The organism is Micromonospora sp. I033, from assembly GCF_053890995.1.
In genome coordinates this window covers 13,636-36,590 of record NZ_JBSSLX010000016.1, presented here as the reverse complement: position 1 = coordinate 36,590, position 22,955 = coordinate 13,636, and the positions used below count along the sequence as shown (strand labels likewise).

24 protein-coding genes and 1 riboswitch are annotated in these 22,955 nt (G+C 74.6%); all 24 genes read left to right on the top strand.

The genetic code is table 11. The annotated features are described in order from the left end of the window. A riboswitch (FMN riboswitch) is annotated at nucleotides 1-173 on the top strand. 168 nt (nucleotides 174-341) lie between these two features. The 24 genes from ribD to argH all read left to right on the top strand — a co-directional run bounded on the left by ribD (nucleotide 342) and on the right by argH (nucleotide 22,923). Further along, on the top strand, nucleotides 342-1,403 hold the full coding sequence (gene ribD / locus ACW0Q9_RS05065; protein ID WP_456178760.1) for a bifunctional diaminohydroxyphosphoribosylaminopyrimidine deaminase/5-amino-6-(5-phosphoribosylamino)uracil reductase RibD: 1,062 nt from the start codon (nucleotides 342-344) through the stop codon (nucleotides 1,401-1,403). Between the two features lies 1 nt (nucleotide 1,404). Next, complete coding sequence (locus ACW0Q9_RS05060; RefSeq protein WP_456178759.1) at nucleotides 1,405-2,016, top strand: riboflavin synthase; 612 nt, start codon at nucleotides 1,405-1,407, stop codon at nucleotides 2,014-2,016. Continuing rightward, complete coding sequence (pnuC, locus tag ACW0Q9_RS05055; RefSeq protein WP_456178758.1) at nucleotides 2,016-2,711, top strand: nicotinamide riboside transporter PnuC; 696 nt, start codon at nucleotides 2,016-2,018, stop codon at nucleotides 2,709-2,711. Before ACW0Q9_RS05060 ends, pnuC begins: the two co-directional genes overlap by 1 nt. Beyond that, nucleotides 2,708-3,973, top strand: a complete 1,266-nt coding sequence (locus ACW0Q9_RS05050) for a bifunctional 3,4-dihydroxy-2-butanone-4-phosphate synthase/GTP cyclohydrolase II (RefSeq protein ID WP_456178757.1) — start codon at nucleotides 2,708-2,710, stop codon at nucleotides 3,971-3,973. Before pnuC ends, ACW0Q9_RS05050 begins: the two co-directional genes overlap by 4 nt. 2 nt (nucleotides 3,974-3,975) lie before the next feature. Next, nucleotides 3,976-4,473 (top strand): 6,7-dimethyl-8-ribityllumazine synthase, encoded by a 498-nt coding sequence (ribH, locus tag ACW0Q9_RS05045; protein ID WP_456178756.1) that lies wholly within the window; start codon nucleotides 3,976-3,978, stop codon nucleotides 4,471-4,473. Nucleotides 4,474-4,650: 177 nt separating this feature from the next. Then, nucleotides 4,651-4,914, top strand: a complete 264-nt coding sequence (locus ACW0Q9_RS05040; protein ID WP_456178755.1) for a phosphoribosyl-ATP diphosphatase — start codon at nucleotides 4,651-4,653, stop codon at nucleotides 4,912-4,914. Between the two features lie 43 nt (nucleotides 4,915-4,957). Then, nucleotides 4,958-5,803, top strand: a complete 846-nt coding sequence (hisG, locus tag ACW0Q9_RS05035; protein ID WP_456178754.1) for an ATP phosphoribosyltransferase — start codon at nucleotides 4,958-4,960, stop codon at nucleotides 5,801-5,803. Beyond that, a complete protein-coding gene (locus ACW0Q9_RS05030) occupies nucleotides 5,800-6,762 on the top strand; it encodes a DMT family transporter (RefSeq protein ID WP_456178753.1) in 963 nt (320 codons plus the stop codon). Before hisG ends, ACW0Q9_RS05030 begins: the two co-directional genes overlap by 4 nt. Then, nucleotides 6,759-7,229, top strand: coding sequence for a PH domain-containing protein (locus tag ACW0Q9_RS05025; RefSeq protein WP_456178752.1), 471 nt, complete (start codon nucleotides 6,759-6,761; stop codon nucleotides 7,227-7,229). The genes ACW0Q9_RS05030 and ACW0Q9_RS05025 overlap by 4 nt, the downstream gene beginning before the upstream one ends. Before the next feature lie 323 nt (nucleotides 7,230-7,552). Further along, nucleotides 7,553-8,203: a translation initiation factor IF-3 gene (gene infC / locus ACW0Q9_RS05020; protein WP_355351524.1), complete on the top strand. Its 651-nt coding sequence runs from the start codon at nucleotides 7,553-7,555 to the stop codon at nucleotides 8,201-8,203. An 18-nt stretch (nucleotides 8,204-8,221) separates the two neighbouring features. Next, nucleotides 8,222-8,416 (top strand): 50S ribosomal protein L35, encoded by a 195-nt coding sequence (gene rpmI / locus ACW0Q9_RS05015; protein WP_148426695.1) that lies wholly within the window; start codon nucleotides 8,222-8,224, stop codon nucleotides 8,414-8,416. A gap of 32 nt (nucleotides 8,417-8,448) precedes the next feature. Further along, nucleotides 8,449-8,841: a 50S ribosomal protein L20 gene (gene rplT / locus ACW0Q9_RS05010; protein WP_091263835.1), complete on the top strand. Its 393-nt coding sequence runs from the start codon at nucleotides 8,449-8,451 to the stop codon at nucleotides 8,839-8,841. A gap of 32 nt (nucleotides 8,842-8,873) precedes the next feature. Then, nucleotides 8,874-9,758: a TrmH family RNA methyltransferase gene (locus ACW0Q9_RS05005; RefSeq protein WP_456178751.1), complete on the top strand. Its 885-nt coding sequence runs from the start codon at nucleotides 8,874-8,876 to the stop codon at nucleotides 9,756-9,758. 171 nt (nucleotides 9,759-9,929) lie between these two features. Next, nucleotides 9,930-11,003, top strand: a complete 1,074-nt coding sequence (gene pheS, locus ACW0Q9_RS05000; protein WP_456178750.1) for a phenylalanine--tRNA ligase subunit alpha — start codon at nucleotides 9,930-9,932, stop codon at nucleotides 11,001-11,003. A 40-nt stretch (nucleotides 11,004-11,043) separates the two neighbouring features. After that, nucleotides 11,044-13,593, top strand: a complete 2,550-nt coding sequence (gene pheT / locus ACW0Q9_RS04995) for a phenylalanine--tRNA ligase subunit beta (protein WP_456178749.1) — start codon at nucleotides 11,044-11,046, stop codon at nucleotides 13,591-13,593. A 122-nt stretch (nucleotides 13,594-13,715) separates the two neighbouring features. Next, the gene (locus tag ACW0Q9_RS04990) at nucleotides 13,716-14,363 is read left to right on the top strand and encodes a DUF7003 family protein (RefSeq protein WP_456178748.1); all 648 of its coding nucleotides are present in this window, start codon (nucleotides 13,716-13,718) and stop codon (nucleotides 14,361-14,363) included. A gap of 135 nt (nucleotides 14,364-14,498) precedes the next feature. Next, nucleotides 14,499-15,500 carry an N-acetyl-gamma-glutamyl-phosphate reductase gene (gene argC / locus ACW0Q9_RS04985; RefSeq protein WP_456178747.1) on the top strand — a complete coding sequence of 334 codons (1,002 nt, stop codon included), beginning with the start codon at nucleotides 14,499-14,501 and terminating at the stop codon, nucleotides 15,498-15,500. After that, the gene (gene argJ / locus ACW0Q9_RS04980) at nucleotides 15,497-16,669 is read left to right on the top strand and encodes a bifunctional glutamate N-acetyltransferase/amino-acid acetyltransferase ArgJ (protein WP_456178745.1); all 1,173 of its coding nucleotides are present in this window, start codon (nucleotides 15,497-15,499) and stop codon (nucleotides 16,667-16,669) included. Before argC ends, argJ begins: the two co-directional genes overlap by 4 nt. Continuing rightward, nucleotides 16,666-17,553: an acetylglutamate kinase gene (gene argB / locus ACW0Q9_RS04975; protein WP_456178743.1), complete on the top strand. Its 888-nt coding sequence runs from the start codon at nucleotides 16,666-16,668 to the stop codon at nucleotides 17,551-17,553. Before argJ ends, argB begins: the two co-directional genes overlap by 4 nt. Continuing rightward, a complete protein-coding gene (locus tag ACW0Q9_RS04970; RefSeq protein WP_456178741.1) occupies nucleotides 17,550-18,746 on the top strand; it encodes an acetylornithine transaminase in 1,197 nt (398 codons plus the stop codon). Before argB ends, ACW0Q9_RS04970 begins: the two co-directional genes overlap by 4 nt. Then, nucleotides 18,743-19,666 (top strand): ornithine carbamoyltransferase, encoded by a 924-nt coding sequence (gene argF, locus ACW0Q9_RS04965; protein ID WP_456178739.1) that lies wholly within the window; start codon nucleotides 18,743-18,745, stop codon nucleotides 19,664-19,666. The genes ACW0Q9_RS04970 and argF overlap by 4 nt, the downstream gene beginning before the upstream one ends. Continuing rightward, nucleotides 19,663-20,178 (top strand): arginine repressor, encoded by a 516-nt coding sequence (locus ACW0Q9_RS04960; protein WP_254330987.1) that lies wholly within the window; start codon nucleotides 19,663-19,665, stop codon nucleotides 20,176-20,178. Before argF ends, ACW0Q9_RS04960 begins: the two co-directional genes overlap by 4 nt. Continuing rightward, nucleotides 20,175-21,380 carry an argininosuccinate synthase gene (locus ACW0Q9_RS04955; protein ID WP_456178738.1) on the top strand — a complete coding sequence of 402 codons (1,206 nt, stop codon included), beginning with the start codon at nucleotides 20,175-20,177 and terminating at the stop codon, nucleotides 21,378-21,380. Before ACW0Q9_RS04960 ends, ACW0Q9_RS04955 begins: the two co-directional genes overlap by 4 nt. A gap of 79 nt (nucleotides 21,381-21,459) precedes the next feature. Continuing rightward, nucleotides 21,460-22,923, top strand: a complete 1,464-nt coding sequence (gene argH, locus ACW0Q9_RS04950; RefSeq protein WP_456178770.1) for an argininosuccinate lyase — start codon at nucleotides 21,460-21,462, stop codon at nucleotides 22,921-22,923. The last annotated feature ends 32 nt before the right edge of the window (nucleotides 22,924-22,955 follow it).

Sequence of the window (22,955 nt, the reverse complement as noted above, 5' to 3'; positions counted from 1 at the left end):
ACGCGCTGGCGGGGCTCGGTGAAATTCCGAACCGGCGGTGATCCACGGTCCGACCGTGGTAAGCCCGCGACCCGGACGGCTTCGGCCGGACGGTGGACCTGGTGAGAATCCGGGGCCGACGGTTGGGGTGCGGCTCGTCCGCCCCCAGACAGTCCGGATGGGAGACAGCGCGCGGGACGGGGAGAGCCCTGCTGGGCGCTGAGCACCCTCAGCCGTCCGTGGGCTCCCCGGGGTCGGCTCCGCCGTCCCCGGATCTCCGCCGCCGCGTGTCCGCGGCACCCGTGCCGCACGCTCCCTGACCCGCCCGCGCGTCGACCGACGAGCGAGAGGGCGGGCCGGCGATGGCGAGCGTCTCCGTGGACGAGGCGATGCGTCGTGCGATCGCGCTGGCCGCCCGCGGCCTCGGCACCACGAGCCCCAACCCGGTGGTCGGCTGCGTCCTGCTGGACGCCGACGGCGAGGTCGTCGGCGAGGGCTTCCACGCGTACGCGGGCGGCCCGCACGCCGAGATCGTCGCGCTGGCCCAGGCCGGCACTCGGGCCCGCGGCGGCACCGCGGTGGTCACCCTGGAGCCGTGCGACCACACCGGCCGCACCGGCCCCTGCAGCCACGCGCTCATCGCGGCCGGCGTCGCCCGCGTGGTGGTCGCCGTCCCGGACCCCAACCCGGTCGCCTCGGGCGGCGCGGCCACCCTGCGCGCCGCCGGCGTCCAGGTCGAGCTGGGGGTACGCGCCGAGGAGGCCGAGGCCGGCAACATCGCCTGGCTCACCTCGATGCGCCGCGGCTGGCCGTACCTGATCTGGAAGTACGCGGCCACCCTCGACGGGCGTTCCGCCGCGGCCGACGGCACCAGCATGTGGATCACCTCGGAGGCGGCCCGGATCGACGTGCACGCCCTGCGCGGCACCGTCGACGCGGTGATCGCCGGGGTGGGCACCGTGCTCGCCGACGACCCCCGGCTCACCGCCCGCAACCTGCGCGACGGCACCCTGGCCATCCGGCAGCCGCTGCGCGTGGTGGTGGACAGCTCGGGGCGTACCCCGGCCGAGGCCCGGGTCCGCGACGGCGCCGCCCGGACCTGGGTGGCCACCGCCGCGGAGGTCGGGGCCGGCCCCGACGGCCGGGTCGACCTCGCGGCGCTGCTGGCGGAGCTGCACCACCGCGGCGTGCGGGCCGCGCTGCTGGAGGGCGGCCCCACCCTGGCCGGCGCGTTCCTCGCCGCCGGCCTGGTCGACAAGATCGTCGGGTACGTGGCGCCGAAGCTGCTCGGCGCCGGCCCGACCGCGCTGCTGGACGCCGGCGTGACCACCATCGCCGACGCCATCGACCTGGAGCTCACCGACGTTACGCAGGTCGGCCCCGACCTGCGGATCACCGCGCTGCCCCGGAAGAGGGAGGCCTGACATGTTCACCGGCATCGTCGAGGAACTGGGCGAGATCGTCCGGACCGCCGACACCGGGGGTGACTCGGCGCTGGTCGCGGTCCGCGGCCCGCTGGTCACCTCGGACGCCCGGCACGGCGACTCCATCGCGGTCAACGGGGTCTGCCTCACCGTGGTCGACGTCGACGGCGGCGTCTTCACCGCCGACGTGATGGGGGAGACGCTGCGCCGCAGCGCGCTGGGCGCGCTGCGCCCCGGCGACCCGGTCAATCTGGAGCGGGCCGCCGCGCTGAACAGCCGCCTCGGCGGCCACCTCGTGCAGGGGCACGTCGACGGGGTCGGCGAGCTGCTGAGCCGGGAGCCGGCCGCGCAGTGGGAGACGGTCCGGTTCCGGCTGCCCGCCGGCCTGTCCCGCTACGTCGTGGAGAAGGGCTCGATCACCGTCGACGGCATCTCGCTGACCGTCGCCGGGGTCGGCGACGACTGGTTCTCGGTCGGGCTGATCCCCACCACCCTCAAGCTCACCACCCTCGGCGCCAAGGGCGTCGGCGACCCGGTCAACCTCGAGGTGGACGTGCTGGCCAAGTACGTCGAGCGGCTGCTCGGCGACCGCGCGGCGGGAGGTGCCCGCTGATGGGCCCGCTCGGCTGGCTGCTCGACGCCCAGGTGCACGTGGCCGGCTCGCCGGTGCTGGTCCGGGAGATCGTCGGCAACGTCTTCGGGCTCGCCTCGGCGCTGCTCGGGCTGCGCCGGCTGGTCTGGGCCTGGCCGGTCGGCATGATCGGCAACGCGCTGCTGTTCACCGTCTTCCTCGGCGGGGTGTTCGCCACGCCGCAGGCGCACGACCTCTACGGCCAGGCGGGCCGGCAGGTCTTCTTCTTCGCGGTCAGCGTCTACGGCTGGTGGCGCTGGTCGCGCAACCGCCGCTCCGGCGGCGGGGAGCAGCCGGCCGTGGTCCCGCGCTGGGCCACCTGGCGGGAGCGGCTGGGCCTGCTCGCCGCCGCGCTGCTCGGCACCGCGGCCGCGTACCCGGTGCTGGCCGCGCTGGGCTCGTGGGGGCCGCTGCCGGACGCCTGGATCCTGGTCGGCAGCCTGCTCGCCACCTACGGCATGGCCCGCGGCTGGGTGGAGTTCTGGCTGATCTGGATCGCCGTCGACGCGGTCGGCGTGCCGCTGCTGCTCCAGGGCGGCTTCTACCCGTCGGCCGCCATGTACCTGGTCTACGGCGGGTTCTGCGCCGCCGGCCTGTACGCCTGGTGGCGCACCTCCCGGGCGACCCCGCCCGCCCGCACCCCGATCCCGCCGACGTACTCGGAGGCCGTGGCATGAGCACTTTCGGGAGCATCGAGCAGGCGGTGGCGGACATCGCCGCCGGCCGGCCCGTCGTGGTGGTCGACGACGAGGACCGGGAGAACGAGGGCGACCTGATCTTCGCGGCCGAGCTGGCCACCCCGGAGCTGGTCGCGTTCATGGTCCGCTACACGTCGGGCTACATCTGCGTGCCGCTCACCGACAGCGAGTGCGACCGGCTGGACCTGCCGCCCATGCACCACACCAACCAGGACCGGCGGGGCACCGCCTACACGGTGACCGTGGACGCCCGGGAGGGGATCAGCACCGGCATCTCCGCCGCCGACCGGTCGCACACCATCCGGCTGCTCGCCGCCCCGTCGACCGACCCGACCGACCTGGCCCGCCCCGGGCACGTGGTGCCGCTGCGCGCCCGCCAGGGCGGGGTGCTGCGCCGGCCCGGGCACACCGAGGCGGCCGTGGACCTGACCCGGCTGGCGGGGCTGCGCCCGGCCGGGGTGCTGTGCGAGCTGGTCAACGACGACGGCACCATGATGCGCCTGCCCGACCTGGAGAAGTTCTGCGCCGAGCACGGGCTGACGCTGGTCACCATCGCCGACCTGATCGCCTACCGGCGGCGCACCGAGAAGCAGGTCGAGCAGGTCGCCGAGGCGCGGATGCCCACCCCGTACGGGGTGTTCCGGGCGCTCGGCTACCGCGCCGAGCACGACCCGGCCGAGCACGTGGCGCTGGTCATGGGCGACCTCGGCGACGGGAAGGACGTGCTGGTCCGGGTGCACTCCGAGTGCCTCACCGGTGACGTCTTCGGCTCGCTGCGCTGCGACTGCGGCCCGCAGTTGCAGGCCGCGCTGGCCCGGGTGGCCCAGGAGGGCCGCGGCGTGGTGCTCTACGTGCGCGGGCACGAGGGGCGGGGCATCGGCCTGCTGCACAAGCTCCAGGCGTACCAGCTCCAGGACCAGGGCCGGGACACCGTGGACGCGAACCTCGACCTGGGGCTGCCGGCCGACGCGCGGGACTACGGCACCGGCGCGCAGATCCTCTACGACCTCGGCGTCCGCTCGATGCGGCTGCTGACCAACAACCCCGCGAAGCGGGCCGGCCTGGAGGGGTACGGCCTCACGGTGAGCGGCCGGGAAGGACTGCCCGTGCGGTCCAACCCGGAGAACGTGCGCTACCTGCGGACCAAGCGGGACCGGATGGGCCACCTCCTGGAGGGGCTGGACGAGGTGACCGAGGCGCCGATGGGCCGCCCGGTCGCCGGCGACGAGATCGGAGCATAGACATGGCGGGTTTCGGCGAACCGGGCGTGACCGCGGTGGACGCCGGCGGGCTGACCGTCGGCATCGTGGCCGCGCGCTGGCACGGCGACCTCACCGACCACATGGTCGAGCGGGCGGTGGCCGCGGCCGAGGCGTGCGGCGCGCGGTCCGTGGTGGCCCGGGTGGCCGGCTCGGTCGAGCTGCCCGTGGTGGCCCAGGCGATGGCCCGCCGGTACGACGTGGTGGTCGCCCTCGGCGTGGTGGTGCGGGGTGCCACCGCGCACTTCGACTACGTCTGCCAGTCGGTCACCGAGGGGCTGACCCGGGTGGCGCTGGACGAGGGCAAGCCGGTGGCCCACGGCGTGCTCACCGTGGACACCATCGAGCAGGCCCGGGACCGGGCCGGGCTGCCCGGCTCCTCGGAGGACAAGGGCTGGGCGGCCACCGTGGCGGCGCTGGACGCCGCGCTGGCCATCCACGGCCTGGACGCCACCAACGGCCGCCGCGTCGGCTTCGCCTGATCCGGCCGCGCGCCGTCCGGGCCCCGGTGCCCGGGCCTCGTCCCGGGCCGCCGGGTGAGCCCGTGCTCCGGTGACCCGGGGCGCGCGCCGGCGGGTGCGTCCAGAATGTGGTCGACCTCCCGCCGCGCCGGACCCGGGCGGAGCCGTCACCGGGCGCGGCTGGAAGAATCGCCTCCCGTGAAGACGTTCGAGGAGTTGTTCGCCGAGCTGCAGGCCAAGGCCGCCGCCGGCACCCCGGGCTCGGGCACGGTCGCCGCGCTCGAGCGGGGGGTGCACTTCATCGGCAAGAAGGTCGTCGAGGAGGCGGCCGAGTCGTGGATGGCGGCCGAGCACGAGGGTCCCGAGCGGGCCGCGGAGGAGATCTCCCAGCTGCTCTACCAGGCCCAGGTGCTGATGCTGGCCACCGGTCTCGAACTGAAGGACGTCTACCGACATCTGTGAGTGCCCGTCCGCTGATCACCTGATCGATCGAAGGAGCACTCCCATGCTGCGTGTCGCCGTACCCAACAAGGGCGCCCTGGCCGAGTCGGCCGCCGGGATGCTGCGCGAGGCGGGCTACCGCCAGCGCACCGACCCGAAGGACCTGGTCTGCCGGGACGAGCCCAACGACATCGAGTTCTTCTACCTGCGCCCCAAGGACATCGCCACCTACGTCGGCTCCGGTGACCTGGACGTCGGCATCACCGGGCGGGACCTGCTGGTCGACTCCGGCGCGCCGGCCGAGGAGATCGTCGACCTCGGCTTCGGCCGGGCCACCTTCCGGTTCGCCGCCCGCCCCGACGACGTGGACTCGGTCCAGCAGCTCGGCGGGCACCGGATCGCCACCGCGTACCCCGGGCTGGTCGAGCGGCACCTGGCCGAGCTGGACGTCAAGGCCGAGGTGATCCGGCTGGACGGCGCGGTGGAGAACGCCATCCGGCTCGGCGTGGCCGACGTGGTCGCCGACGTGGTGGAGACCGGCGCCACCCTGCGCCAGGCCGGCCTGGTGGTCTTCGGCGAGCCGCTGCTGCGCTCGTCGGCGGTGCTGGTCCGCCGGGCCGGCGCCAGCGGCTGTGCCCAGCAGGAGCAGCTGCTGCGCCGGCTGCACGGCGTGCTGGTCGCCCGGCGCTACGTGATGCTCGCCTACGACGTGCCGGCCGGCCTGCTGGACCGGGCCAGCTCGCTCACCCCGGGCATCGAGTCGCCGACGGTCTCCCCGCTGCACCGGGAGGGCTGGGTGGCCGTGCAGGCCATGGTGCTGCGCGACGACGTGCACCGGATCATGGACGAGCTGTACGAGCTGGGTGCCCGGGCCATCCTCGTCACCAACATCCACGCCTGCCGGCTGTGAGGCCGCTGCCGGCCCCGGCCGCCCTGGCCGTGGTCGTCCTGGGCGGGGTGGCCTCGGCCGCGCAGGGCGTGGTCAACGCCGAGCTGGGGGAGCGGGCCGGCGATCCCCTCCTCGGCGCGGTGGTCAACAACCTCGGTGGCTGCCTGATCGTGCTGCTCGGGCTGGTGGCCGTCCGGTCGATGCGCGCCGGGCTGGCCGGCCTGCGCGGCTCCGGCCTGCCCTGGTGGGCCTACCTGGGTGGCCTGGGCGGGGCCGCGATCGTGGTCATCGGCCCGTTCGTCGTGCCGGCGCTCGGGGTGGCGATCTTCACGATCGCGCAGGTGGCCGGGGGCAGCCTCGGCGGGCTGGCCGTCGACCGGGCGGGGCTGGCCGCGACGGGCCGGCTCCGGCTCACCGGCCCCCGGGTGGTCGGGGCGCTGCTCGGGATCGTCGCGGTGACCCTGGCCCAGCTCGGCCGGCCGGTCGGCGACCTGGCGGTCGGGCTGGTGCTGCTCTCGGTCGCCGGCGGCCTGGCCGTGGCGCTGCAGTCCGCGCTGAACGGGCGGGTGGCCGCGTCGGTCGGCCCGGCCGCCGGGCTGGCGGTGAACTTCGCGGTCAGCACGTCGGCGATCGGCGCGGTGGCGGCGCTGGCCGGCGCGCTCGCCGATCACCCCACCTGGCCCAGCCAGTGGTGGCTCTACGTCGGCGGCCTGTTCGGCGTCGGGATCGTGCTCTCCCTGCTGGTCGGCGTCCGCGCCGCCGGGGTGCTGCGCACCGGCCTGGCGCTGGTGGCCGGGCAGCTCGGCGGGGCCCTGCTGCTGGACGTGGCGGTGCCCGGCGGTCCCGGGGTGCGCCTGCCCGTGCTGGCGGGGGCGGTGCTCACCGGGGTGGCGGTGCTGGTGGCCGGCCGGGGGCGGCGCGCACCGCGCCGTGTGGCGGCGGAACCGGAGCGCGAGCCGGATGGCAGACTGGTGACGTGAACGATTCGGTGGTGACCGTGCGGCCGCGGCGGGTCCGGGTGGTCTGCTGGGCGTCGGCCGTCACGCTGCTGGTGGTGTTCAGCCTGGTGGCGACCTCGCTGACCGGCGCGACCGGCGACGGCTACGGCTCGTTCCAGCGCGGCGACCAGCTCGCCATGGTGGGGCTGGGCGTCTTCGGCGCCCTCGGCTTCCTGCTCTTCACCCGCCCCCGGGTGGTCGCCGACGCCCGGGGTGTCCGGGTCCGCAACGTGATCAGCTCGTACGAGCTGCCCTGGGAGGTGATCCGCGGGGTCCGGTTCGACCGGGGCGCCCCGTGGGCCAGCCTGGAGCTGCACGACGACGACCTGCTGCCGATGGTCGCCCTCCAGGCCGCCGACAAGGAGCGCGCCGTCGAGGCGGTCCGCGCCCTGCGCCGCCTGCACCAGGCCCACCTGGCCGCGCTGGCCGACCCGGCCACCCCGCGCTGACCGCGCCCGGCGTCGCCCGGTTTGGGGCGGGCCGGGGCGAGGGTGTAATGTTGCGGAGTCGACCAGACTGCCCTGCGGGCGGTCCTGAAGCGGAGCGCCTGCTCCCACCCGAGTCGCCCCCGTAGGTGGCCGGGTCCCGGTCTCCCGGTTCCGGGCACGTCCCGGTCCCGGATGCGCGATCCTGTGATCGTGCCGACCGGTCGAGTGGGCCCTGGCATACGCCGGGGCCTTCTGCTTTCCGGGTCGGCTCCCGTCCGGGAGCCCGCGGAGTCGGCACCGTAGGAGACTCGACTCGAGGAGGCCCCATCAGCGTCGAACCACGCGTGAACGAGCAGATCCGGGCACGTGAGGTCCGACTGGTCGGCCCTGAGGGTGAGCAGGTGGGCATCGTCCCGCTGGAGCGCGCCCTGCAGCTGGCCGCGGACGTCGACCTGGACCTGGTCGAGGTTGCGCCGATGGCGCGCCCGCCGGTGTGCAAGCTCATGGACTTCGGCAAGTTCAAGTACGAGAGCGCACTGAAGGCGCGCGAAGCGCGGCGTAACCAGCAGCAGACCGTCATCAAGGAAATGAAGCTCCGGCCGAAGATCGACCCGCACGACTACGAGACCAAGAAGGGTCACGTGGTGCGGTTCCTCAAGGCGGGCGACAAGGTCAAGGTGACGATCATGTTCCGCGGTCGCGAGCAGAGCCGCCCGGAGCTGGGTTACCGGCTCCTGCGCCGGCTCGAGTCCGAGATCACGGACCTGGGATACGTCGAGGCCGCGCCGAAGCAGGACGGCCGAAACATGATCATGGTTCTCGCTCCGCACCGGGCCGTGAAGGCCTCCGCGGTCGCCGCCACGGCGTCCCGCGGCGGGCCCCGCGACCGCGCGGCGGAGGAGTCGGCCGCCCCGGCAGGTGGCGAGACCCCGGCGGCCGGCGAGACCGCAGCAGCCGGTGAGACCGGCCCGACCGCTGAGACCAGCGGCCAGTAACAGGGAGAGACGTTCCACATGCCGAAGATGAAGAGCCACACGGGTATGGGCAAGCGGGTCAAGGTGACCGGTAAGGGCAAGATCGTTGCCCAGCAGGCCGGCCTCCGCCACAACCTGGAGAAGAAGCCCTCCACCCAGACCCGGCGGCTGACCGGCACGGTCGAACTGGCCAAGGCCGAAACCAAGCGAATCAAGAAGCTGCTCGGCCGCTGACGCGCGCCACCTGAACCGAAGAAGGAGTTGAGATGGCACGCGTCAAGCGGGCTGTGAACGCCCAGAAGAAGCGTCGTACCCTGCTGGAGACCGCGAGCGGCTACCGCGGTCAGCGCTCCCGGCTCTACCGCAAGGCCAAGGAGCAGGTGCTGCACTCGATGCAGTACTCCTACCGGGACCGTCGTGACCGCAAGGGCGACTTCCGGCAGCTCTGGATCCAGCGGATCAACGCCGGCGCCCGGGCCAACGGCCTGACCTACAACCGGCTGATCCAGGGCCTGCGCCTGGCCGGCATCGAGGTCGACCGCAAGATCCTGGCCGACCTGGCCGTCAACGACGCCGCGGCGTTCGCCGCGATCGTCGAGCTGGCCCGCGCCGCCGTGGCGGCCGAGGGCACCGGTGGCGCCGCGGCCCAGGCCGCCTGACCCACCCGTACCAGCAGATCGAGGCGTCTCCCATGCCGTCACCACCGCACGGGAGGCGCCTCGACGCTGTTCCCGGCCCGTTCACCCCGCGTACCCCGCGGGTGGTCGCCGCCCGCCGGCTCCAGCGCCGGCGGGACCGCGAGACCACCGGCCGGTTCCTGGCCGAGGGGCCGCAGGCCGTCCGCGAGGCGCTCGCCCGCGCCGGCACCGTGGTCGAGCTGTTCGGCACCCCGGCCGCCCTGGACCGGCACGCCGACCTCGCCGCGCACGCGGCCCGGGCCGACGTGCCGGTCTCCGAGGTCACCGACGAGGCGCTCGCCGCGCTGGCCGAGACCGTGGCCCCGCAGGGCCTGGTCGCCGTCTGCCGGCACCTCGACGTACCCCTGGACGCCGCCCTGGCGCGCGGGCCGCGCCTGGTCGCGGTGCTCGCCGAGATCCGCGACCCGGGCAACGCCGGCACCGTGCTGCGCACCGCCGACGCGGCCGGCGCCGGCGCGGTGATCTTCGCCGGTGACGCCGTCGACCCCTACAACGGAAAGTGCGTGCGGGCCTCCGCCGGCAGCCTCTTCCACGTCGACGTGGTGCGCGCCACCGGGCCGGTCGCCGTGGTCGCCGCGCTGCGGTCCGCCGGCCTCATTGTCCTGGCCACGACGGGGTACGGCGACAGCGACCTCGACGACCTCGCCGACGCCGGGCGGCTCGCCGCCCCGACGGCCTGGCTCTTCGGCTCCGAGGCGCACGGGCTGCCCGAGGAGTTGACCGCCGCGGCCGACGCCCGGGTCCGGGTGCCGCTGCACGGGCGCGCCGAGAGCCTGAACCTGGCTGCGGCCGCGGCCGTCTGCCTGTACGCTTCAGCGAGAGCGCTGCGCCGACCCGCGGGTCCGCGCGGCCACACAGCAGGGGAGTCAGCCGGATGATGAACGCGCCTCGGCGTTCGTTTAGCCAGCCCGCCGGTGTCGGCGGGCGGCGGGCCTGACCCTTCCTCCTGCGCGATCTCCCACCGGCGGGCTGCGGCGAAGCCGCGCGTCCGTAGACTCGCCTAGCCGCCCGCGAGGGCCGGCGCCGCCGTGAGGGAGTGCCCGTACGCCATGAGCTACCGCAACGATCCGTACGACCCGAAGCAGGTCGCCCTGCTCGACCCGGACGCCCTGGCCGCGGCCGTGGCCGACGCCGAGAAGGCGTTCGCCGCCGCCGCCGACCCGGACGCGCTGACCGCGCTGCGCCCGGCGCACCTCGGGGACCGGTCCCCGGTGTCGCTGGCGCGCCGGGAGATCGGCGCGCTGCCGCCGGCCGCCAAGTCCGACGCCGGTAAGCGGGTCAACGAGGCCCGCCGCGCCATCGAGAGCGCGTACGCGGCCCGGCAGGAGATCCTGGAGCGCGAGCAGGCCGAGCGGGTGCTGGTCGAGGAGCGGGTCGACGTGACCCTGCCCTACGACCGGCGGCCGCGCGGCGCCCGCCACCCGCTGAGCACCCTGATGGAGCAGATCAGCGACCTGTTCATCGGGATGGGCTACGAGGTGGCCGAGGGCCCCGAGGTCGAGCTGGAGTGGACCAACTTCGACGCGCTGAACATCCCCGCCGACCACCCGGCGCGCGGCCTCATGGACACCTTCCACATCGCACCCGCGCCGGGTGCGGAGAGCTCCGGGCTGGTCCTGCGCACCCACACCTCGCCCGTGCAGGCGCGCACCATGCTGACCCGCAAGCCGCCGATCTACGTGGTGGTGCCCGGCCGGGTCTACCGCACCGACGAGCTCGACGCCACCCACGCCCCGGTCTTCCACCAGGTCGAGGGTCTGGTCGTCGACAAGGGCATCACCATGGCGCACCTGCGCGGCACGCTGGACCACTTCGCCCGCGCCATGTTCGGCGAGGGCGCGAAGACCCGGTTCCGGCCGCACTACTTCCCGTTCACCGAGCCGTCCGCCGAGTTCGACGTCTGGTTCCCGGAGCACCGGGACGGGCCGCGGTGGGTCGAGTGGGGCGGCTGCGGCATGGTGAACCCGCGGGTGCTGCGCGCCTGCGGCATCGACCCGGAGGTCTACTCCGGATTCGCCTTCGGCATGGGCATCGACCGGACCGTGATGTTCCGGCACGGGGTCAGCGACATGCGGGACATGGCCGAGGGCGACGTGCGGTTCACCCGCGCGTTCGGGGTCTGACGGTGCGGGCACGAGTTACGGAGACGGTGGTTTAACAGTCATGCGAGTTTCTGTCAGTTGGCTGCGGGAGTACGTCGACCTCCCGGCCGACCTGCCCACCGGCGACCTGGAGCAGGCGCTGGTCGACCTCGGCATCGAGGTCGACTCCGTGGTGGACCTGCGGGAGACCGTCACCGGCCCGCTGGTGGTCGGTGAGGTGCTGGAGATCGAGGAGCTGACCGGCTTCAAGAAGCCGATCCGGTTCTGCAGGGTGGACGTCGGTGCCGCCAACGGCACCGGCGAGCCGCAGGAGATCGTCTGCGGGGCGCGCAACTTCGCCCAGGGCGACCGGGTCGTGGTGATCCTCCCCGGCGGCGTGCTGCCCGGCGACTTCCACATCGGCGCGCGCAAGACGTACGGGCGCACCTCCGCCGGCATGATCACCTCCGCGAAGGAGCTGGGCCTGGGCGACGACCACGCGGGCATCATCGTGCTGCCCGAGGACACCCAGGCCAAGCCCGGCGACGACGCCCGCCCGGTGGTCGGCCTCGACGACGTCGTGGTCGAGCTGGAGATCACCCCGGACCGCGGGTACGCGCTCAGCGTCCGGGGCCTCGCCCGCGAGCTGTCGCACGCCCTCGGGGTGCCGTTCCGCGACCCGGCCGCGATCCCGGCTCCGGGCGCGACCGCCGAGCCGGCGTACCCGGTCGAGGTGCGCGACACCGTGGGCTGCGACCGGTTCGCCGCCCGGATGGTCCGCGGCGTCGACCCGACCGCGCAGACCCCCGGCTGGATGTCCCGCCGGCTCACCGTGGCCGGCATCCGCAGCATCTCGCTGCCGGTCGACATCACCAACTACCTGATGCTCGAACTCGGCCAGCCCATGCACGCCTTCGACGCCGACCGGATCAGCGGCCCGCTGGTGGTCCGCCGCGCCGAGGCGGGGGAGCAGCTGACCACGCTCGACGGGGTCACCCGCAGGCTGGTCGCCGAGGACATGGTGATCTGCGACGACACCGGGCCCATCTCGCTGGCCGCGGTGATGGGCGGCGAGACCAGCGAGGTCGTCGCGTCCACCACCGACGTGCTCTTCGAGGCGGCGCACTGGGACCCGGCCATGGTGGGCCGCACCGCGCGGCGGCACAAGCTGTTCAGCGAGGCGGCCAAGCGCTGGGAGCGGGGCGTCGACCCGGCGCTCCCGCTGGTCGCGCTGGAGAAGGCGGTCCGGCTGCTCACCGAGCACGCCGGTGGCACGGTCGGCGCCGAGATCCTCGACCTCGACCACGTCCGGCCGCGTACCCCGGTGACCCTGCCGGTCGACCTGCCGTCGCGGCGGGTCGGCGTGGCGTACCCGGCGGAGCGGGTGGTGGAGCTGCTGGAGCAGGTCGGCTGCACGGTCACCCGGGGCGCCGACCGGCTCGGCGACGACCCGGGCGAGACCGGCGTGGCCGCCGCGGCCGGCGGCGACGTGCTGAGCGTGACCCCGCCGAGCTGGCGGCCCGACCTCACCGACCCGGCCGACCTGGTCGAGGAGGTGGTCCGCCTCGACGGCTACGACCGGGTGCCGTCGGTGCTGCCCACCGCCCCGCCCGGCCGCGGCCTCACCGGGCAGCAGCAGCGCCGCCGGGCGGTCGCCCGGTCGCTCGCCGAGCGCGGGTACGTCGAGGTCCTGGCGCACCCGTTCGTCTCCGCGGAGCTGGCCGACCAGCTCGGCCTGCCGGCCGACGACCCGCGCCGCCCCGCGGTGCGGGTGGCCAACCCGCTGTCCGAGGAGGAGCCGCTGCTGCGCACCACGCTGCTCGGCCCGCTGCTCGGCATTCTCAAGCGCAACGTCGGCCGGGGCCAGCGGGACGTGGCGATCTACGAGATCGGCGCGGTGTTCCACCCGCGTCCGGGCGCCGGCGCCCCGCCGGCCATGGGCGTGGACCGGCGCCCGACCGACGAGGAGTTCGCCCGAGCCGACGCCGTGGTGCCCGACCAGCCGCGGCACGTGGCCGTGGCGCTCACCGGGGAGATGGAGCCGGCCGGCTGGTGGGGCGCGGGCCGCGCGGCCGGCTGGGCGGACGCCGTCGAGGCCGGGCGGGCCGTGCTCGCCGCCGCCGGCATCCCGGCCGACCGGGTCACCGTCCGGGCCGCCGAGCGCGCCCCCTGGCACCCCGGCCGCTGCGCCGAGCTGCTGGTGGACGCAACGGTGGTCGGCTACGCCGGTGAGCTGCACCCGAACGTGGTGGCGACGCTGGAGCTGCCCCGGCGGACCAGCGCCATGGAGCTGAACCTCGACGCGCTGCCCGCCGCGCCGGTGGTGGCCGGCCCGGCCGTCTCCACCTTCCCGCCCGCCCTCATCGACGTGGCGCTGGTGGTGGACGAGTCGGTCCCGGCCGCCGAGGTGGAGCGGGCCCTCGTCGAGGGGGCCGGCCCGCTGCTGGAGGACGTCCGGCTCTTCGACGTGTACGCGTCCGAGCAGCTCGGCGCGGGTCGCCGGTCGCTGGCGTACAAGCTGACGTTCCGGGCCCCGGACCGGACCCTCGCGGGCGAGGAGGCGGTGGCCGCCCGGGACGCGGCGGTGGCCGAGGCCGCCCGCCGCTTCGGCGCCATCCTGCGCGGCGCCTGACCGCACCGACGACGACGGCCCTGCGGGTGCACCACCCGCAGGGCCGTCGCCGTTGTTCGAGCGGTGCCGCCCGGTCGGCGGTCGGCGGCGCCGCCGTCATCTCCCCCTTCTACGATCCGTCCGTGATCGACGTCGAGGACATCCTGCGGCAGTGGGACCGGGCTGCGGACGACGCCTGCTTCCCCGACCCGGACAACGGCTACTACCACCCGATCGACGCCCGGCTGCGCTGCTACCGGGACGACGACCGCTGGGCGCTCGTGGTGGAGTTGGTGGGCTACAGCCCGCGTGCCTTCGAGGTGCACGACGTGCGGCACGTCTTCGGCAACTGCCTGACCCGGGGAGAGCCCGGCTTCGGCAACGAGGACTTCCTGTCCCGGGTGGAGAACATGGCGGAGCTGGCCGCCGAGGAGTACGGGGAGAGGTACCGGGGCGGGGTGCCGGTTGTCGTGCGCGGTCGCCCCGTCGCCGTGGACGGGACGGCCGGGGAGCGGCTGGAGGACGTGCTGCGCCGGCTCGTCCCGGCACACCGTGACCTGCTGCTGGCCGACGAGGTGGAGCTTCGCGAGCGGATCCCCGCCGACCTGCCCGAGGTGCTCCGGCTCGAGGAGTGGCACCAGCCGGCCGACCTCGGCGAGGTGCTGCCCAGCGGGACCGCGACCTATCGCCAACTCGCGGAGGTGCTGGCCACCGGCGACGTGGGGCGCTACCGCCCGTCGCTGCCGCCGACCACGCACTGGTCGAACTGGCCGCTGGCCGGGACGTTGTAGCGGGGCGCGTGACCCCCCGCCTGGATGCGCCGCCTGCCAGGGCGGGCCCGTGCAGCTTCATGCATCACACCGTATGAACTTGCAGCGGCGGATCATCGCTGCTAACCTTCGTTGCATAGTCATGCGGAGGTGAGTATGGGCATCCGAGTCGCGGTCGCCGGGGCCAGCGGGTACGCCGGTGGCGAGCTGCTCCGGCTGCTCGCCGGGCACCCCGAGTTCGACCTGGTCGCCGCCACCGCCCACGCCTCGGCCGGCCGGCCCGTCGCCGCCGTACACCCGCAGCTCGCCGGGCTGGACCTCACCTTCGCGGCGACCGACCCGACCACCCTGGCCGACGCGGACCTGGTCTTCCTGGCCCTGCCGCACGGCCAGTCGGCGGCCCTCGCCGCCGCCCTCCCCACCACCGTCAAGGTGGTCGACCTCGGCGCCGACCACCGGCTGCGCGACGCCGACGCCTGGGCCCGCTACTACGGCGGCGACCACGCCGGCGCCTGGACCTACGGGCTGCCCGAGCTGCCCGGCCAGCGGGCCGCCATCGCCGCGGCCGACCGGGTCGCCAGCACCGGCTGCTACGCGGTCGCCACCACCCTGGCGCTCGCCCCGCTGATCGCCGCCGGCGCGGTCTTCCCCGCCGACGTGGTGGTGGTCGCCGCCTCCGGCACCTCCGGCGCCGGCCGGGCCGCCAAGCCCCACCTGCTCGGCAGCGAGGTGATGGGCGACCTGTCGCCCTACAAGGTCGGCGCCCACCAGCACGTGCCGGAGATCAAGCAGGCCACCGGCGCGACCAGCATCTCCTTCACCCCGGTCCTGGCGCCGATGCCGCGGGGCATCCTGGCCACCGTCACCGCCGTCCCCACCGGCGACGCCGACCCGCGCGAGGTGCTGGCGGCGGCGTACGCCGACGAGCCCTTCGTGCACCTGCTGCCCGAGGGGACGTGGCCGCACACCGCCGCCACCGCCGGCGGCAACTCCTGCCACCTCCAGGCCACCGTCGACGCCGACTCCGGCCGGGTGATCGTGGTCAGCGCCATCGACAACCTCGGCAAGGGCGCGGCCGGCCAGGCCGTGCAGAACGCCAACCTCATGTTCCACCACCCCGAGACCACCGGACTCTCCGGGTTTGGAGTAGCACCATGACCGTCACCAGCCCCCGGGGCTTCCGCGCCGCCGGCGTGGCCGCCGGCCTCAAGGCCAGCGGCGCCGGCGACGTCGCCCTCGTCGTCAACGACGGCCCCGACGCCGGGGTCGCCGGCGTCTTCACCGCCAACCGGGTCAAGGCCGCCCCGGTGCTCTGGACGCAGCAGGTCGTCCGCGGCGGCGTGGTCCGCGCCGTGGTGCTCAACTCCGGCGGCGCCAACGCCTGCACCGGCCCGGCAGGCTTCCAGGACACCCACGCCACCGCCGAGCACACCGCCGCGGCGCTCACCGCCAGCAGCCCCCGGCTCATGGTCGGCGCCGGCGAGGTGGCGGTCTGCTCCACCGGCCTCATCGGCGAGCGCCTGCCGATGGAGAAGCTCCTCCCGGGCGTCCGGGGCGCGGTGCGTGACCTGTCCCGCGACGGCGGCCACCCGGCCGCCGAGGCGATCATGACCACCGACACCCGGCCCAAGACCACCGTGGCCCGGGGGAGCGGCTGGACCGTCGGCGGCATGGCCAAGGGCGCCGGGATGCTCGCCCCGGCCATGGCCACCATGCTCTGCGTGCTCACCACGGACGCGGTGGCCGGACCGGAGACCCTGGACGCCGCGCTGCGGGCCGCCACCCGGGTCACCTTCGACCGGGTCGACTCCGACGGCTGCATGTCCACCAACGACACGGTGCTGCTGCTGGCCAGCGGCGCCTCCGGCATCGAGCCGACCGAGGCCGAGCTGACCGCCGCGGTGACCGCCGCCTGCCACGACCTGGCCCAGCAGCTGATCGCCGACGCCGAGGGCGCCACCAAGCAGATCGCCATCGACGTGGTCGGCGCCGCGAGCGAGGACGACGCGGTCGAGGTCGGTCGCTCGGTGGCCCGGAACAACCTGGTCAAGACGGCGCTGTTCGGCAACGACCCGAACTGGGGGCGGATCCTCGCCGCCGTCGGCACCACCGCCGCCGCGTTCGAGCCGGACGGCGTCGACGTGGCGGTCAACGAGATCTGGGTGTGCCGGGACGGCGCCGCCGCCGAGGACCGGGCCAAGGTGGACCTCACCGGCCGGGACGTCACCATCCGGATCGACCTGCACGCCGGCGACGCGGCGGCGACGATCTGGACCAACGACCTGTCGCACGCGTACGTGCACGAGAACTCGGCCTACTCCACATGAGCCTCACCGCCGACCTCACCCGGGCCCAGGCCAAGGCCGCGACGCTGATCGAGGCCCTGCCCTGGCTGGCCCGCTTCTCCGGCGCCACCGTCGTGGTCAAGTACGGCGGCAACGCCATGGTCGACCCCGAGCTCCAGCGGGCGTTCGCCGCGGACATGGTCTTCCTCCGGTACGCCGGCCTCAAGCCGGTCGTCGTGCACGGCGGCGGGCCGCAGATCTCCGCGATGCTCGGCCGGCTCGGCATCGCCAGCGAGTTCAAGGGTGGCCTGCGGGTCACCACCCCCGAGGCCATGGACGTCGTCCGGATGGTCCTCGTCGGGCAGGTCGGCCGCGAGCTGGTCGGGCTGATCAACGCGCACGGCCCGTTCGCCGTCGGCCTCTCCGGCGAGGACGCCGGCCTGTTCACGGCGGTGCGCCGCCCCGCGTACGTGGACGGCGAGCCGGTCGACATCGGGCAGGTCGGCGACGTGGAGTCGGTGGACGTCTCCGCGGTGGCCGACCTCATCGCGGCCGGGCGGATCCCGGTCATCTCCACGGTCGCGCCGGACGCCGACGGGGTGCTGCACAACCTCAACGCCGACACGGCCGCCGCCGCGCTCGCCGTCGCCCTGGACGCGCGCAAGCTGGTCGTCCTCACCGACGTGCCCGGCCTCTACGCCGACTGGCCCGACACGGCCAGCCTGGTCAGCGAGATCACCACCGACGACCTGGCGAAGCTGCTGCCGAGGCTGGAATCGGGGATGGTCCCGAAGATGGAGGCCTGCCTGCGGGCGGTGCGCGGGGGAGTGCCCGCCGCGCACGTCGTCGACGGCCGGGTCGCCCACTCCACGCTCCTCGAAGTATTCACGTCGGAAGGGTTCGGAACGATGGTGAGCGCCGGATGAGTGACCTTGTGAAACGCTGGTGCGCGGCCATGATGGACAACTACGGCACGCCGCCGCTGGCGCTCGTCTCCGGCTCCGGCGCCGTCGTGGTCGACGAGGCCGGCCGGGAGTACGTCGACCTGCTCGGCGGCATCGCGGTCAACGCCCTCGGCCACGCCCACCCGGCCGTGGTGGCCGCCGTGTCCCGGCAGGTCGCCACCCTCGGGCACGTGTCGAACCTGTTCGTCGCCGAGCCACCGGTGGCCCTGGCCGAGCTGCTCCTGGCCCTGGCCGGCCGCCCCGGCCGGGTGTTCCTCGCCAACTCCGGCGCGGAGGCCAACGAGGCCGCGTTCAAGCTCTCCCGGCTCACCGGGCGCACCCACGTGGTGGCCACCCACGGCGGTTTCCACGGCCGGACCATGGGCGCCCTGGCGCTGACCGGGCAGCCTGCCAAGGCCGACCCGTTCCGCCCGCTGCCCGGCGAGGTCACCCACGTGCCGTACGGCGACGCCGCCGCCCTGGCCGAGGCGGTCACCGACGCCACCGCCATGGTGATCATCGAGCCGATCCAGGGGGAGAACGGCGTCGTCGTCCCGCCGCCCGGCTACCTGGCCGAGGCCCGCCGGATCACCGCCGCGCACGGCACGCTGCTGGTGCTCGACGAGGTGCAGACCGGCGTCGGCCGCACCGGGCACTGGTTCGCCCACCAGGCCGAGGGCGTCGAGCCGGACGTGATCACCCTGGCCAAGGGGCTCGGCGGCGGCCTGCCGCTCGGCGCCTGCCTGGCCTTCGGGCGGGCCGCCGAGCTGCTGCGCCCCGGCTCGCACGGCACCACGTTCGGGGGAAACCCGGTCAGCTGCGCGGCCGCGCTCGCCGTGGTCGCCACCATTGCCAATGAGGGGCTGCTCGACCACGTCAAGCGGATCGGTGAGCGGCTGCGCCGCGGCGTCGAGGCGCTCGGCCACCCGCTCGTCGCCGAGGTCCGCGGCGCCGGCCTGCTGCTCGGCATCGTGCTCGACGCGCCGGTCTCCGGCGTGGTCTCCGGCGCGCTGCGCGAGGCCGGCTTCCTGGTCAACCCGGTGCAGCCGGGCGTGGTCCGGCTCGCCCCGCCGCTGATCCTCAGCGCCGAGCAGGCCGACGCCTTCCTCGCCGCGCTGCCCGCCGCCCTCGACGCCGCCGCGCCGGCCCCCACCCCCACGGAGGTCCTCGCATGATCCGGCACTTCCTGCGGGACGACGACCTCTCGCCCGCCGAGCAGGCCGCGGTGCTGGACCTGGCCGCGCGGATGAAGGCCGACCGGTACGCCCACAAGCCCCTCGCCGGGCCGAAGTCGGTGGCCGTGCTCTTCGACAAGCAGAGCCTGCGCACCCGGATCTCCTTCGACGCCGGCATCGCCGAACTGGGCGGGCACCCGCTCGTGGTGGACACCCAGGTCACCCACTTCGGCCGGGGCGAGACCCTCGCGGACGCCGGCCGGGTGCTGTCCCGCTACGTCGCCGCGATCGTGCTGCGCACCCACGGCGACGACCGGATCGCCGAGGTGGCCACCCACGCCGCCGTGCCGGTGGTCAACGCGCTCACCGACACCTACCATCCCTGCCAGCTCCTCGCCGATCTGCTCACCGTCCGGGAACGCTTCGGCGCCACCGCCGGGCGCACCCTGGCGTACGTCGGGGACGCGGCGAACAACATGGCGCACTCGTACCTGCTGGCCGGGGCGACCGCGGGGATGCACGTGCGGATCGCCGGCCCGGCCGGCTTCCAGCCGGATCCCGAGATCGTCGCCCGGGCCGAGAAGATCGCCGCCGGCACCGGCGGCTCGGTCCGGGTGCTCACCGACCCGGTCGAGGCGGTCCGCGCGGCCGACGTGGTCGCCACCGACACCTGGACCTCGATGGGCCAGGAGTCCGACGGCCAGGACCGGATCACGCCCTTCCTGCCGTACCAGGTCAACGACGCGCTGCTCGGCCACGCCGCCGCCGGGGTGATCGTGCTGCACTGCCTGCCCGCCCACCGGGGCGAGGAGATCACCGACGAGGTGCTCGACGGGCCGCACAGCGCCGTCTTCGACCAGGCGGAGAATCGCCTGCACGCCCAGAAGGCGCTGCTGACGTTTCTCCTGGAGGCATCATGACCGCCCCGCTGACCCGTGCCGCGCGGCACGGCCGCATCGTCGAGCTGATCCGCGACAAGGCCATCCACTCGCAGACCGAGCTGGCCGACCTGCTCGCCGGTGACGGCATCCAGGTCACCCAGGCCACCCTCTCGCGCGACCTCAAGGAGCTCGGGGCGGTCACCGCGCGCGGCGGCGACGGGCGGGGCGTCTACCTGATCCCGGAGGACGGCCACCGGCCGCTGCGCGAGGCCGAGGCGGCCCCGGCCCGCCTCGTCCGGCTGCTGCGCGAGCTGCTCAACGGGGTCGACTCCAGCGGCAACATCGCCGTGCTGCGCACCCCGCCGGGCGCGGCCCACTATCTGGCCAGCGCGTTGGACCGGGCGGGCCTGTCCGAGATCGTCGGCACCATCGCCGGCGACGACACCATCCTCGTCGTGGCCCGCGAGGCCGTCGGCGGCGCCGCGTTGGGCGAGAAGCTCGCCGCGTGGGCCCGCCGGGAAGAGAACGTTGAAGGGAGCACCACACCATGACCGAGCGGGTCGTCCTGGCGTACTCCGGGGGTCTCGACACCTCCGTCGCCATTCCCTACCTGGCCGAGCAGACCGGCGCCGAGGTGATCGCGGTCGCGGTCGACGTCGGCCAGGGCGGCGAGGACCTGAACGCCATCCGGCAGCGCGCGCTCGACTGCGGCGCCGTCGAGTCCGAGGTGGTCGACGCGCGCGACGAGTTCGCCGCCGAGTACTGCCTGCCGGCGATCCGGGCCAACGCCCTCTACATGGACCGCTACCCGCTGGTCTCCGCGCTGTCCCGGCCGCTGATCGTCAAGCACCTGGTGGCCGCGGCGAAGAAGCACGGGGGCACCATCGTGTCCCACGGCTGCACCGGCAAGGGCAACGACCAGGTCCGCTTCGAGGTCGGGCTGAACGCGCTCGCCCCCGAGCTGAAGATCATCGCCCCGGCCCGGGACTTCGCCTGGACCCGGGACAAGGCGATCGCCTTCGCCGAGGAGAAGGGGCTGCCGATCGACGTGTCGGCGAAGTCGCCGTACTCCATCGACCAGAACCTGTGGGGACGCGCGGTGGAGACCGGCTTCCTGGAGGACATCTGGAACGGCCCGATCGAGGACCTCTACTCCTACACCGCCGACCCGGCGCAGGAGCGCGACGCCGACGAGGTGGTCATCACCTTCGACGCCGGCGTGCCGGTCGCCGTCGACGGCGAGACGGTCACCCCGTACCAGGCGATCCTGGAGCTGAACCGGCGTGCCGGCGCCCAGGGCGTCGGCCGGCTCGACATGGTCGAGGACCGCCTGGTCGGCATCAAGAGCCGCGAGGTCTACGAGGCCCCCGGCGCGATCGCGCTCATCGCCGCCCACCAGGAGCTGGAGGCGGTCACCGTCGAGCGGGACCTGGCCCGGTTCAAGCGCGGCGTCGACCAGCGCTGGGGCGAGCTGGTCTACGACGGCCTCTGGTTCTCGCCGCTGAAGAAGTCCCTCGACGCGTTCATCGACGACGCCCAGCAGCACGTCTCCGGCGAGGTGCGGCTCACCCTGCACGGCGGCCGGGCCACCGTCACCGGCCGGCGCTCGGAGGCCAGCCTCTACGACTTCGGCATGGCCACCTACGACACCGGCGACACCTTCGACCAGTCCCTCGCCAAGGGCTTCGTGCAGCTCTGGGGCCTGCCCAGCAAGATGGCCGCCGCGCGGGACGCCCGGCTGGGCGGACTCTGATCGTGGGTGCGAACGCGAGGAGTGAAGGAGCGAAGCGAGTGAGCCCCGCAGTCGGGAGCGAAAGGTGAGCGCTGCCACAATGGGTGGGGTGGACGACAAGAGCCTGACCGAGAACAGCGCCCCCGCCAACCGGACGAGCCTCTGGGGAGGCCGGTTCGCCGGCGGCCCCGCCGAGGCGCTCGCCCGGCTGTCGGTGAGCGTCCAGTTCGACTGGCGCCTCGCCCCGTACGACATCGCCGGCTCCCGGGCGCACGCCCGGGTCCTGGCCGGCGCCGGCCTGCTCGACCCCGACGAGCTGGGGCGCATCCTGGCGGCGCTGGACGACCTGGAGGCCGCCTGCGCCGCCGGGACGTTCCGCCCGACCGTCGACGACGAGGACGTGCACACCGCCCTGGAGCGCGGCCTGCTGGAACGGCTCGGCAGCCTCGGCGGCAAGCTGCGCGCCGGCCGCTCCCGCAACGACCAGGTCGCCACCGACCTGCGGCTCTACCTGCGCGACCACGCCCGCGGCGTGGCCGCCCGCCTGGTCGAGCTGGCCGAGGCCCTGGTCGAGCAGGCGGAGCGGCACGTGGACACCGCCGCGCCCGGCATGACCCACCTCCAGCACGCCCAGCCGGTCACCTTCGGGCACTGGCTGCTCGCCCACGTGCAGCCGCTGCTGCGGGACCTGGAGCGGCTGCGCGACTGGGACCACCGGTGTGCCGTCAGCCCGCTCGGCGCCGGCGCGCTCGCCGGCTCCGGCCTGCCACTGGATCCGGTGGCGGTCGCCAAGGAGCTGGGTTTCCGCACGTCCTTCGCCAACTCGATGGACGCGGTGGCCGACCGGGACTTCGTCGCCGAGTTCCTCTTCGTCACCGCGATGATCGGCGTGCACCTGTCCCGCCTCGGCGAGGAGGTGGTGCTCTGGACGTCGCAGGAGTTCGGCTGGGTCGAGCTGGACGACGCGTTCGCCACCGGGTCGTCGATCATGCCGCAGAAGAAGAACGCGGACATCGCCGAGCTGGCCCGGGGCAAGTCCGGCCGGCTGGTCGGCGGCCTGATGAGCGTGCTCACCATGCTCAAGGGCCTGCCCATGACCTACGACCGGGACATGCAGGAGGACAAGGAGCCCGCCTTCGACGCGGTCGACACCCTGGAGCTGCTGCTCCCCGCCCTGGCCGGGATGATCTCCACGATGACGGTCCGGGTGGACCGGCTGGTGGCCACCGCGCCGTCGGGCTTCTCGCTCGCCACCGAGGTCGCCGACTGGCTGGTCCGGCGGAACGTGCCGTTCCGCGACGCGCACGAGATCACCGGCCGGCTGGTGGCGCTCTGCGCGGCCCGCGACTGCGCCCTGGACGAGGTCTCCGACGCCGACCTGGCCGCGGTCAGCGCGCACCTCGACCCCTCGGTGCGGGACGTGCTCTCGGTGCGCTCGGCTCTGGCCGCCCGGACCACCCCCGGCTCCACCGGCCCCGGGCCGGTGGCCGACCAGCTCGCCGCGGCCGCCGACAAGCTGGCCGGCTGGCGCGACTGGACCGCCGAGCGGGTCGTGCCCCGCTGAGTGCGACGCCCCGCGCGGTGGTCCCGGCCGCC